This window comes from Caulobacter sp. UNC279MFTsu5.1 (assembly GCF_900114015.1).
Lineage (GTDB): Bacteria > Pseudomonadota > Alphaproteobacteria > Caulobacterales > Caulobacteraceae > Caulobacter.
This window is the reverse complement of the sequence record NZ_FORN01000006.1, coordinates 82475-95211: the sequence shown is the minus strand read 5'-3', so window position 1 is coordinate 95211 and position 12737 is coordinate 82475. Positions and strand designations below refer to the sequence as shown.

Below are 12737 nucleotides of genomic sequence, written 5' to 3'. Positions count from 1 at the left end.
CGCGCTCTGTCGTTTAGGCGACAGAATAGACCATCAAAGGACTATCTTTGCTTGGGCGCAACCTGCGGCCGATCCGCGCGGCCTGGTCAAGGTTCGCGTCCCGGGCGCGCCGCGTTGCGCGGCGGACGCCGCCCCGCTAGCCTCGCCTGAACAACGATAACGGATCGGGAGCGCGCGGCCGATGCAGGGCTTGATGCAGCACGGGGCCTTGACGGTCGACAAGATCATCGACCACGCCGCCCAGTGGCACGGCGCGCGCGAGGTCGTCACCCGCTCGGTCGAGGGGCCGATCGTCCGCACCACCTACGGCGCGATCCACGACCGCGCCAAGCGGGTGTCCAACGCCCTGCTGGCCCTGGGGATCAAGCCGGGCGACCGGGTCGGAACCCTGGCCTGGAACACCGGCCGCCACATGGAGGCCTGGTACGGGATCATGGGCATCGGGGCGGTGTGCCACACCCTGAACCCGCGCCTGTTCCCCGAGCAGATCGCCTGGATCGCCAACCACGCCGGCGACCGCGCGATCTTCGTCGACCTGACCTTCATGCCGATCATCGCCGGCGTGCTGCAGCACCTGCCGACCGTCGAGCACGTGGTGCTGTTCACCGACCGCGACCACATGCCGGCCGACTTCAGGCCGGCGGGCGAGACGCCCAACTTCAAGGGTTTGCTGTGCTTCGAGGACCTGGTCGAGCAGCACCGCGCCGACTGCGCCTGGGGCGGCTTCGACGAGGGCACGGCGGCCGGGCTCTGCTACACCTCGGGCACGACGGGCGACCCCAAGGGCGTGCTCTATTCGCACCGCTCCAACGTCCTGCACACCCTGATCACCCTGCAGCCCGACGTGATGGGCCTGTCGCAGAAGGACGTGATCCTGCCGGTGGTGCCGATGTTCCACGCCAACGCCTGGGGCGTGGCGTTTTCGGCCCCGGGGACCGGCGCCAAGATGGTCATGCCGGGCGCGAAGATGGACGGCGCCTCGATCTTCGAGCTGCTGGACAGCGAGGGCGTCACCTTCTCGGCCGCCGTGCCGACGGTCTGGCAGATGCTGCTGCAGCACCTGAAGGAGACGGGTGCCAGGCTGCCGGCGCTGCGCAAGGTGGTGATCGGCGGGGCGGCCTGTCCCGAGCACATCATCCGCGCCTTCCACGACGACTACGACGTCGAGGTGGTCCACGCCTGGGGCATGACCGAGACCTCGCCGGTCGGCACCCTGTCGGTGATGACCGACGAACTGGAAAAGCTGCCCTACGACCAGCAGATGCCCTATCGCCTCAAGCAGGGCCGGCCGCCGCTGGGCGTGGAGCTGAAGCTGACCGACGACGCCGGCCGGCGCCTGCCGCACGACGGCAAGAGCTTCGGCAATCTGAAGATCCGCGGCCCGATCATCGCCGCCGAATATTTCCGGGGCGCCGGCGGCCGGATTCTCGACGACGAGGGCTTCTTCGACACCGGCGACGTGGCCACGATCGACGACCACGGCTTCATGCAGATCACCGACCGGGCCAAGGACGTGGTGAAGTCGGGCGGCGAGTGGATCAGCACCATCGACATCGAGAACATCGCCCTGGGCCATCCCAAGGCGGCGATGACGGCGGTGATCGGCGTGCCCCATCCCAAGTGGGACGAGCGGCCGATCCTGCTGGTCAAGCTGAAGGACGGCGAGACCGCCACCAAGGCGGAGTTCCTCGACTTCCTGCAGGGCAAGATCGCCAAGTGGTGGACGCCCGACGACGTGGTCTTCGTCGACGAGATCCCGCTGGGGGCGACCGGCAAGATCGACAAGAAGCTGATCCGCCAGCGCATGGCGGACTATGTGCTGCCGGCCCTGGCCGTCGCGGGCGTCGCCGAGGCCGAGGCCGCGGCCGACCCGGATCCCGAACCAGAGCCGCCGGCCGGCGCCCTGGCGGCCGCCGACGGGACCCAGGCCGCGCGGCTCTACGCGCCCGAGCCGGAGGAGCCGCTGGGCGAGCCGCCGCCCCTGGCCGAGCCGCCGGTGGTCGAGGCCTTGGCGCACGCGGACGCCGAGCCGGAGCCCGAGCCCCAGCCCGACCCTCCGGCCGCCTTCGCGCCCGAGGCCGAGCCCGTCTTCGAGGCCCGCGGCCAGCAGGAGCACTTTCCCCTGGACCCGCTGAACCCCGCGCCGCCCCTCGGGCCCGTGCCGGAAGAGGCCTTCCACGCCAAGCCGGTGTTCGTCGCCGAGGAGCCGCCGCTGGCCATGCCGGTGATCCCGCCGTCGACCGGCAGGAAGGCCAGGGCCAAAGCCGGCAAGTCGGGCGGACCGACCGCGGGGCTGCTCGACCTGGCCCTGCTGATCGCCCTGACGCCGGCCCTGCTGGTGGCGGCTGGTGCGCTGGGCGTGAAGTTCGGGGTGCTTCCCCCGGCGGTCGGCTATGACCAGATGACCCTGGACTGGGCCCCCAAGGCCGCCGTGCTGGGCGTGGCCACCGGCGTGCTGGGCCTGATCGCCGCCCTGTTCGGCGGCGTCTCGCGATTCTGGAAGAAGGCCCTGGCGGCCCTGGCGATCACCGTCGCCGCCCTGGGCGTCATGGTCGCCGCCAACGTCCTGGGCGGACGCACGCCGCCGATCCACGACGTCGCCACCGACTGGAAGACGCCGCTGATGCTGTCGGACGCGGGCCTGGCGGCGCGGGGCGGCGACGCCCAGACCGTCGAGGCCGATCCCAGCCTGCCGGTTGGCTCGCTCGCCTTCGCCGGCCGCCGCGTCGCCGACATCAACGCCGAGACCTGCCCGGCCGCCCGGCCGCTGGTGCTCCAGCGCTCGCCGGCCGACGCCTACGAGGCGGCCAAGGCCGCCGTCCAGGCCGCCGGCCTGACGATCGTCACCGACGACCCGATGGACGGCCGGCTGGAGGCCGTGGGCCAGAGCTTTTGGTATGGCTTGAAGGACGACCTGATCGTGCGGGTGCGGCCCGACACGGCCGGCGCCCGGGTCGACATCCGCTCGGTCGGCCGCGCGCCGGGTCCCGACATGGGCCGCAATTGCCGGCGGGTGGGGCGTCTGCTGGCGGCGGTGAAGGGGTAGTTTTTCACCCCTTGCCCCCTACGGACCGCTTCGCGGTCGTCTTCCCCCAGAGGGGGAAGAGCCTCGGCCGCCGGTTCCGTGCCAAAGGCTCCGCCCCCTATGGGGGCGGACAGACCGCGTAGCGGTCAGGTGGGGGCAAGTGTTCAGGCCAGCCGATATTCGGAATCCAACCCCGCCGCGCCCTCGCACGTCACCCGTCCCTGCTTCACCAGCAGCAGCACATGCGCCAGCACCGACATCGCCGCGGCTGGATGCAGCCGCGGGTCGACGGCGGCGTAGAGCACGGGGACCATGGCCTTGATCGTGGTCGGACCCCGCGCCAGGGCGTCCAGCACCTGGGCCTCGCGCGCCCGGCGGTGGTCGGCATAGGCCTGGACGAACGGCGCCACGTCGCGGACCGGCGCGCCGTGGGTCGGCCACAGGGTGTCGAAGCCCTCGGCCCGCACCTTCTCCAGGCTGGCGAAATAGTCGCCCATGTCGCCGTCGGGCGGGGTGATCACCGTGGTCGACCAGCCCATCACGTGGTCGCCGGAGAACAGGGCGTTTTCCTCCTTCAAGGCGAAGCAGACGTGGTTGGAGGTGTGGCCCGGCGTGGTCACGGCCCGCAGGGTCCAGCCCGGTCCCTCGAAGACGTCGCCGTCGGCGATCTCGACATCGGGGCGGAAGCCCTCGTCCTCGCCGGCCTCGAGCGCCAGGCGGTCGGGCAGCGGGCCCGGCGCCGGCGCGGCCAGATGCGGCGCGCGGCGGCCGAAGATGGTCGCCCCGGTCGCCTTTTGCAGCGGGCGAGCGAGGGGAGAGTGGTCGCTGTGGTGGTGGGTGACCAGGATGTGGCTGACCGTCTCGCCCTCCAGCGCCGCCAGCAGCGCCTTAAGATGGTTGTCGAGGTCCGGGCCGGGATCGATCACCGCCACGGTCCCGCGCCCGACGATGTAGGTTCCGGTGCCGACAAAGGTGAAGGGCCCCGGATTGTCGGCGATCACCCGGCGGATCGACGGCGAGACCTGGTCGCAGCGGCCGTATTCGAACTCGATCTCGCGGACGAAGGGGATCATGGCGGCCTCTCGGCGCCGGTCTTGCGGTGAACGATCCGTAAACCTTTCGGAGCCTGGATCATGACCGCCGACGCAGCGATTTTTGTCTCAAAACGGCTCCAGCGCGCGGCCTTCGCCATCCTGTGTCTCATCGCGGCTCAGTTCGTGCTGGCCAGCTGCGAGCCCGAACCGTCGGCGATGGCGGCCCGGGTCGTCCTGAGCCACCACTACTAGACGCCCAAGCCTAGACGCCGAGTACGCCCGACAGGTCGTAGCCGGCGTCCGCGCCCTGGCGCACCAGGGTGGCGCGGTCGGCCGCGCCCGACGCCGCCTGGCCCAGGGACCAGGTGACGATCGAGCGCGTGCCCGAGCGGCAGAAGGCCAGGACCGGCCCGTCGGCGCCCTCGACCGCCCGCCGTACGGCCTCGACCTGGTCGGGAGTCGGCCCGCCCCGCACCGGCACGTGCAGATAGTCCAGGCCCGCGGCCCGGGCCGCCGCCTCGACCTGGGCGCTGGACGGCTGGCCCGGCTCCTCGTCGTCGGGACGGTTGTTGATCACCAGCACGAAGCCCTCGCCAGCGGCGCGGTCCAGATCGTCGATCGCGATCTGGGGGCTGACCGAAAGCGAGTCGGTTACACGTCGGAACGCAGTCATGGGCTTTGATCACTCGCGGAAGGGGCGTGGGGCGCCACTGAAACGGCCAGGCCGCATCATCCCGGCACTTGGGCGCCCACGCAACGGTCGGTTCCAGCCAAATGTGTCGGAAATTTGAGCGATACTTAGGGAAAATATCCCAAGGATCGTCAGTGTTCAGCATTTGATACCGGTACCGAAGCGGTTTCCGGGTGCATTATCTCGAATGTCAATGGGATGTGGGGCGTTTTGACCCGATAAACCGCCTCTGGCCGCCCGCGGCGCCCGGCGCGCCGGTGCGGGTCGAATTTGCCTTTCGACCCAACGGGATACGGGGGGTGAGACCCGCGTTATCGGCAGGTTTGTGGAAAATCTGAGCGATGTTCGTCCGAAATGAGGCGATCGTGTTGCGATAATGCGACAGCCTGGGGCGATGTTATTACGGATTGGTAATGGCAATTGACCGGCGCGCGGCGCGCCTCCTAACGTCGACGCAACCGGGGAAATGTTTTCCGGGACACCTAAGTTCTCGTGGTGGAGTTGGGGCGAAAATCCAGACAGACCGAACGTAACGCCCCCGAAACGGGCGCGTGCGGGCGGTCGGGATGCTTCACCATGCAAGAGGGGATACTATGAAAATGACTTCCACCAAGGGCGGCGCGCGCGCGCGTCTCTTGACGTCGACGCTGCTGGCCGGCCTGGCCACCGTCGCCGCGCCGCTGGCCCTGACCGCGGTCGCCACGGCGATCCCGACCCTGGCCAGCGCCCAGGACTATACGAGCGGCACGCTCGTCGGCACCGTCACCGACACGTCCGGCGCGCCGGTCGCCGACGCCACCGTCGTGGTCAAGTCGCTGCGCCAAGGCTTCGAGCGGAACGTGACCACGGATTCCGGCGGTCAATTCCGCGTCCCCCTCATTCCGACCGGCGGCTATTCGGTCACGATCAAAAAGGGCGGCTTCCAGCCGCTGACCGACAGCAATGTCGCCGTGCGCCTGGGCAGCCAGTCGAACTACGGCTTCAACATGCTCGCCGAGGGTGAAGTCGAGGCCGTCGTCGTGACCGGCGCGGCCAACCCGCAGCTCGATTTCGCCCAAACCACGACGGGCACGGTGCTTGACGTCGAAACTCTGGTCAAGAACGTCCCGGTCGTCCGCAACGTCACCGCACTGACCCTGCTGGCGCCGTCGGCGGTCGAAGGCACCGCGGCGTTCACGACGCAAGGCCTCGGCCAAGCTTCGGTCGGCGGTTCTTCGGTCGGCGAGAACGTGTTCTACGTCAACGGCCTGAACATCACCAACTTCATCAACGGGATTGGCGGCGCTCTGGTGCCGTTCGATTTCTACAAGACGATCGAAGTGAAGACCGGTGGCTACGCCGCTGAATACGGCCGCGGCACCGGCGGCGTGATCAACGCCGTCACCAAGTCGGGCTCGAACGACTTCACCTTCGCCGTGCACGGCAACTGGGAGCCCGGCGGCATGCGCGCGCACGCGCCGGATACGTTCCAGACCACGAACAGCCGCGTCGGCCAGAGCTACAAGGACGTCGTCCTGGAAGCGGGCGGTCCGATCCTGAAGGATCACCTCTTCTTCTACGGTATCTATCAGCAGCCCGACACCAAGCAGACCACGGCCGCGAAGATTGGCAACTACTACGGCGTCCGCAAGTGGGACGACCCGGTGTGGGGCGTGAAGCTGGACGGTTACCTGACGTCGCGTCAGCACCTCGAGTTCACCTATTTCGACACCACGTTCACCCGCACCCAGCAACGCTATAAGTACGATGGGGTCACCGACACTATCGGCGCGGCCAGTTCGCAGGTGATCGACAACTTCGGCGGCCCCAGCTATGTCGGCCGCTATACCGGCAGCTTCACCGACTGGCTGACGGTCTCGGCCGCCTACGGCAAGACCAAGTTCAGCAACGACCTGATCAACAGTCCGTTCGACAAGCCGCAAGTCGTCGACACGCGCAACGGCACCTCGGTGACCATCTCGGACCAGACGGTTGCGGCTTCGACCACGCCGTCCGAAGCGACCCGCGAATTCTATCGCGGCGACGTCGACATCTACTTCAAGCTGTTCGGCGACCACCACATCCGCGCCGGCCTGGACAATGAAAAGACGACCTTCGTCAACTTCGGCGTCCGCAACGGCGGCCAGAACTGGACCATCCGGAAGAACCGTACCGCTACGGTCAATTCCCAGGGCTTCGCGCCGGGTCAAGAATGGTTTGACCTCCGCACCTTCACGGGCGGCGGCGAATTCCAGGGTGAAAACAAGGCGTACTACATCCAGGACGCCTGGGACATCACCGACCGCCTGACCCTGAACCTCGGCTTCCGTCGCGACAACTTCCTGGAACAGGATTCGGCCGGCCAGGCGTTCTCGAAATTCGAGGACCTGGACGCCTTGCGCCTGGGCTTCAACTGGGATCCGTCGGGTGACCGCCAGAACCGCATCTACGGTTCGTACGGCCGTTACTACCTGCCGGTCGCTGCCAACACCGCCTACCGCGCTGCTTCGAACAACCTCGATGTTCGTCAGTACTTCCTGCCGGCCGGCGGCGGTCTTTATATCGGTACGCCGGCGGCGACGAACCCGCTCACCACGCCCAGCACCGGCGGTCTGACCGCCGGCACCGGTCTGCCGACCGCGGGCCTGGGTCCAGTCGTCACTCGCACGACCAACCCGACCTTCACCAACCTGGCGGCCTGTACCCAACTGTTCCTCGACCGTGGCGTCGTCTCGGTGCCGGTCGGCACCCAAGCCTGCGCCGTCGGTTCGGCCGGCGTGGCTCCGCCTCCGGAATCGATCTCGGCCCTCAACGTGAAAGCCACGGCCGAGGACGAGTACATCCTGGGTTACGAGCACCGCTTCAACAGCCTGTGGAAGGCCAACGTCAACCTGACCTACCGCACGCTGCTGCGCGCGGCGGATGACGCGGCCATCGACCCGGCTGTGCTCGCCTACTGCGATGCCCACGGCTACGCTCGCTTCACCGCCGCCGGCGACGGCTGCGAAGAAACCTGGAGCGGCCTGAACCAGTACCTGATCGTCAACCCGGGCGAAAACGTGAAGGCGGTGCTCTACGCCCCGCTGCCGGGCGAGACCGACCTGCGTACGATCGAGCTCAGCGCGGCTGACCTCGGCCTGCCGAAGGTGAAGCGCGAGTACACCTCGCTCGAGTTCAGCTTCGAGCGTTCGTTCGACGGCAAGTGGGGCCTGCAAGGCTCCTACGTGCTCTCCGAATCGAAGGGTAACTTCGAAGGCGCCGTGAAGTCCGACACCGGCCAGGCCGACGCGGGCATCACGTCCGACTTCGACACCCCCGGCTTCATCCCGGGCACCTACGGCCTGCTGCCGAACCACCACGGCCATCAGTTCAAGCTGTTCGGCTCCTATGCGGTGACCGACAACTTCCTGATCGGCGGGAACGCCTCGCTGATCTCGCCGCGTCACTACGGCTGCCAAGGCCTGGTGCCGGATAATATTCCGAACTCGAGCGCTTCGAACACCTACGGCACGCTGCCGGCCCACTTCTGCGGTGGCAAGCTGGTTCCGCGCGGCTCGGCGTTCAAGGGCGACTGGATCAAGAAGGTCGACCTGTCGGTCCGCTACACCATTCCGGAAACGATCCTGCCGGCTGGCAATCTCGTGCTGCGCGTCGACGTGTTCAACCTGCTCAACTCCCACGGCGTTCAAGAGTTCTATGAACAGGGCGATCTGACCAGCGGTGGTCCGGATCCGCACTTCGGCGAGCCTGGTTCGTCGTCGGGCACTGTTGGCTCGGGTTATCAAACCCCGCGCTACGTGCGCTTCGGCTTCGATCTGGCCTTCTAAACCGAAACCTGCCTCGAAGACCAAGGACGGCGGGCTCGCGAGAGCCCGCCGTTTCTTTTTGGCCGCGACCGTGCGGCAAGGTGCGAGCCTGGCCCAGTCGTCTTGCCAGGAGCTTGTCGAGTTCATTCCTCTGACTCGAGTCGACAGGCTCGGAGCAATGGTTCAGCGCGCGTGGAGCGGGGCGACGCGGGGAGGGCCGCATGCGCCGCAGCGCCGGGGCGGTGGCGGACCCGCCGAGAAAGAAGCTTTCATCTCTGGGGCAAGTCGCGGGATATAGGGATCGGGCGCCTTGTTCCGGGTTTTGTTTTCCCATCGTTCTAGCGAAAACCCCGACCTTCGCCTTTCCGCACGATGCTTTAGGTTGAGCGCAGGTCCAGGGAGGACTGGAACTGTTCAATCCCGCGTCGTCGTGCTGCGCGCTTGTCCGGGATGAGCGCCCGCCCCTGGGCGATACGCGATAGCCGGCCTGCGGAGCGCGTTGGGCGAGCGCCTGAATGGTCTCACCCCCGAACGCCCCCCGAACCTTTCGAATATCGAGCCAGATAAATCCATCCGAGCTCGCCGGGCTAGCCTCCGAGCAGCGAGGAGGCTAGCCCTCGTGCGCGCCTCTCCAACCTTTTGAAGCCGCGACGAGCCACCGCCGGGCTGCGCGCCGACGGCGGGAACCCGAGTTCAAACGCGCGGCCTTTGCCATCGGAGATGGCGTTTCCTCGGCATGCGGAACAAAAAAAGGGGCCGCCCGGTCGCCCGGACGGCCCCTTCGACGTTATCCCAGAAGGGTCAATGAACCGGCGTATCGGCCAGCACCGACGCCCCGCTGGGCGTCGCGCGCAGCCGGGCCTTGGCCATCTCGTCCAGGATCGACTGCGAGCGCGGGTCGCCCAGGATCCAGGCCGAGGCGGCCAGGGTCCGCGCCGAGGTCTCGCTGACGCCCAGCAGCTTCTCCAGCGCCTCGAACGGCGAGGTCGAGCCGCCGACCTTCTTGAGCTTCACCTCGCCCTTGATCCCGGCCAGGCTCTTGGCCTTGTCGACCGCCTCGTAGAAGCCGCCCAGCTCGTCGACCAGGCCCAGCTGCTTGGCCTGGACGCCGGTCCAGACCCGGCCCTTGGCGATCTCGCGCACCCGGTCCTCGGGCAGCTTGCGGCCCTCGGCGACGCGGTGGACGAAGCCGGCGTAGATGCGGTCCATCCAGGCGGCGAACCGGGCGCGCTGGTCGGGGGTGAAGCCCTGGCCCGTGCCGAACGCGCCGGAATAGTCGCTCCCGACATGGACCTGCTTCACATCGACGCCGAACCTCGCCAGGGCGTCGCCCAGGGCGAACTTGCCGCCGAACACGCCGATCGAGCCGGTCAGGGTGGTGGGCTCGGCGACGATCGCCGAGGCGCCCGAGCTGATCCAGTAGCCGCCGGAGGCCGCATAGGTGCCCATGCTGACCACGATGGGCTTATTGGCCTTCTTGGCGGCCTTGACGGCGGCCAGGATCTGTTCGGACGCGGTGTCCGAACCGCCCGGCGAGGAGACCCGGAACACGATCGCCTTGACGTCCTTGTCGTCGATCGCGTCGTACAGGGCCTTGGCCACCTGGTCGGAATAGATGGTGCTGTCGCCGCCGAACGGCGAGCCGCCTTGGCCGCTGCCGGTCATGATCGCCCCCTCGGCCGAGACCACCGCGATGGTCGAGCCGCCGGTCTTGGCCGGGGCCTTCTTGGCGCGGGACGCGTAGTCGTCGAAGTCCAGCAGCTTGGCGCCCTTGCCGGCCCGCGACAGCATGGCGTCCTGGACGTCCTTCACCTGGCCGACCCGGTCGATCAGGCCCTTGGCCTTGGCCTCCTCGGCGCTGTAGGGGCCGGCCTCGATGGTCTTGATCAGGGCGGCCGGATCGACCTTGCGGTCCTGGGCCGCCGTGGTCAGGGCCGTGGTGTAGACCGACCCCATCCACGACAGCGTCGATTCCCGGTGGGCCGGCGTGTAGTCGCTATAGAGGTAGGGGTTGACCGCGTTCTTGTACTCGTAGCGCTGCTCGTAGTCGGCCTTGACGCCGTACTTGTCGAAGAAGCGCTTGAAGAACATCTCCTCGCTGGCGGCGCCGACGGCCTGCAGCGAGCTGTCGGGCTGCATCCAGAACTCGCTGGCCGCCGAGCCCAGCATGTAGGTCGAGGTGACCAGGCCCGAAGGATAGAGGCCCTGGCTGTGGGCGAAGATCGGCTTCTTGCCGACCGCACGGAAGTGCTTGAAGGCCAGGCGCAGCTCGTCGGCCGAGGCCGGGGCCATGCCGCCCTCGGGCAGGCGCACCAGCACCGCCTCGACCTTGTCGTCGGTCTCGGCCCGGCGCAGCGTCTGGATGATCGACATCACCGACTGGCCGCTGCCGCCGCCGAGCGAGGCGAACGGGTTCTGCGATTCCTGGTCGGACAGCCCGCCGCGCAGATCCAGCTGCAGCACCGTGTGGGTCGGAACCGGAGCGGGGCGGGCGGCGCTGGCCGCCATGACGATCAGAAGGAACGGGACGCCGACCAGGAACAACACCAAGCCGACGAAAACGCCGGCCACGGTCATGAGAAACTGCTTCATCGGAGGTCCTGCTGCCTTATGTCGCGCAAGCTAGTAGCGACCCTGGCGGCGCGGTCAAATGAACAGCGCGCAACCCAGGTCCCAGGCGCTGCAAAGAGGGCGAGCGGTCCCGCGGACAGCGTCTCGCGCAGGCCCCGGAGGGGGCGACGCCACGACGTCGTATCTTGGGGAATTTTCGGGAAAGGAATGGTCGGAGTGGCAGGATTTGAACCTGCGACCCCTGCGTCCCGAACGCAGTGCTCTACCAGACTGAGCCACACTCCGACTTGGAGGGCGGCTTATAGACAGGCCTCGACGGTCTCGCAAGCGGCAAAAATCGCTCCGCAAAAAGAAAAACGGCGGGAAAAAAGAAGTTCAAAGCAGCGTTGCATCCGTCCGACTCCTGCGCTATCTCCACCGCCTCGCCGGGCCCAGACGGGTCTCGCCGTTCCTGCTGGGGAATGGTGTAATGGTAACACTGCGGTTTTTGGTACCGTCATTCTAGGTTCGAGTCCTAGTTCCCCAGCCACTTCTTCTTTCAGATCAGCTTTCGCCCCAGGCGCCCCCCCCCAAGGGAGACCAGCCTCGCGCACCGGCGTTGCGTCGCAGTTTTCCACAGAAATTAGCCCCGGCGTCTCACGTCCGGGATTCTCGTCGGAGGCGATCGCCCTTCGCGTCCAGGGCGCGGGCTCGGTTCTGAAGTTCTTCTGATCCCTCAAGACCGACCTTGGCTTCAAAGGCCAAGGCGGAGTCTGTCATGATCCGTCCTGGGACAAGTCGGTCTGGCGCCGGCAAGTCTTTGTGTTTTCAAGGACAAGGCGCAGCTTCGACGAGGTTCGGCTTCGGAAAGCCACTGATCTTCGCCTCATCTGCTGGCGCTCGAATCATTGCGGCGTTGAAACTTTTGTCCCAGCACATCGGCATGACAGCGCTTGTTCGGGACGGGAAAACCAGCCGCCGACCGCCTCCCATGGTTTAGAATCGGAGGGGGTTTCTCGTTGCTGTTCTCAAGATTCGCTTACCTTAAGGGGGCGGCAAGCACGATTAGCCCGATTGAGTACTTGTATTTCGACGGGGCGGGTGTATTTCCAAGTCAAAGAACCACCGGAGAGACACTCGTGGAAGACAAAGCTACCCTGATCGAGCTCACCGCCGAGATCGTCGCCAATTACGTCGCCAATAACAGCACGTCGGTCTCCGATCTGCCGGCCCTGATCCGGGCGACTCACGATGCTCTGGCCGGTATTGGCTCTCCGGAAGCGGCTCCCGTCGAAACCGTTACGAAGGCTACGCCGGCTCAAATCCGTCGCAGCATTACGCCGGACGCCCTGATCAGCTTCGAAGACGGCAAGCCGTACAAGACGCTGAAGCGTCACCTTACGACGCACGGCATGACCGTCGCCGAATACAAGGCCAAGTGGGGTCTGCCGAACGACTATCCCACCACCGCCCCGGCCTATAGCGAAGCCCGCTCGGCCATGGCCAAGGCCCTGGGCCTGGGTCAAGGCGGCCGCAAGGCCAAGGCCCCGCGCGGCCGCAAGGGCTGATCGACCCTCCAAGGTCGACACCGAGCAGAACCCCCGCCGGCGACGGCGGGGGTTTTTCTTTGTCGGTTGTCCCGGCTTCGTGAG

7 protein-coding genes and 2 tRNA genes are annotated in these 12737 nt (G+C 67.1%); 5 read left to right on the top strand and 4 right to left on the bottom strand.

The genetic code is table 11. The features are described from left to right. Positions 1–181 precede the first annotated feature (181 nt). Positions 182–3046 (top strand): long-chain-fatty-acid--CoA ligase, encoded by a 2865-nt coding sequence (locus BM066_RS05095; RefSeq protein WP_089924801.1) that lies wholly within the window; start codon positions 182–184, stop codon positions 3044–3046. Between the two features lie 143 nt (positions 3047–3189). Here BM066_RS05095 and BM066_RS05090 read toward each other — a convergent pair whose 3' ends face one another. Next, positions 3190–4098: an MBL fold metallo-hydrolase gene (locus tag BM066_RS05090; RefSeq protein ID WP_089924798.1), complete on the bottom strand. Its 909-nt coding sequence runs from the start codon at positions 4096–4098 to the stop codon at positions 3190–3192. A gap of 60 nt (positions 4099–4158) precedes the next feature. Between BM066_RS05090 and BM066_RS25845 the strand changes: the two genes are divergently transcribed. Beyond that, positions 4159–4311 carry a hypothetical protein gene (locus tag BM066_RS25845; RefSeq protein WP_143093654.1) on the top strand — a complete coding sequence of 51 codons (153 nt, stop codon included), beginning with the start codon at positions 4159–4161 and terminating at the stop codon, positions 4309–4311. A gap of 10 nt (positions 4312–4321) precedes the next feature. On the opposite strand, the gene BM066_RS05085 is transcribed toward BM066_RS25845, so the two are convergent. Then, positions 4322–4732: a TIGR01244 family sulfur transferase gene (locus BM066_RS05085; RefSeq protein WP_089924793.1), complete on the bottom strand. Its 411-nt coding sequence runs from the start codon at positions 4730–4732 to the stop codon at positions 4322–4324. Positions 4733–5343: 611 nt separating this feature from the next. Between BM066_RS05085 and BM066_RS05080 the strand changes: the two genes are divergently transcribed. Further along, on the top strand, positions 5344–8556 hold the full coding sequence (locus BM066_RS05080; protein WP_255367478.1) for a TonB-dependent receptor: 3213 nt from the start codon (positions 5344–5346) through the stop codon (positions 8554–8556). Positions 8557–9336: 780 nt separating this feature from the next. Here the strand turns inward: BM066_RS05080 and sppA are convergent. Beyond that, entirely contained in the window at positions 9337–11127 is a 1791-nt protein-coding gene (gene sppA, locus BM066_RS05075; protein WP_089924790.1) for a signal peptide peptidase SppA, read from the bottom strand. Between the two features lie 187 nt (positions 11128–11314). Then, a tRNA-Pro gene (locus tag BM066_RS05070) sits at positions 11315–11391 on the bottom strand. Positions 11392–11561: 170 nt separating this feature from the next. Here BM066_RS05070 and BM066_RS05065 point away from each other — a divergent pair. Together BM066_RS05065 and BM066_RS05060 are read left to right on the top strand one after the other, a co-directional pair. Continuing rightward, positions 11562–11635: transfer RNA gene (locus BM066_RS05065), tRNA-Gln, on the top strand. Positions 11636–12224: 589 nt separating this feature from the next. Next, positions 12225–12653, top strand: coding sequence for a Ros/MucR family transcriptional regulator (locus BM066_RS05060; protein WP_012285398.1), 429 nt, complete (start codon positions 12225–12227; stop codon positions 12651–12653). Positions 12654–12737 lie beyond the last annotated feature (84 nt).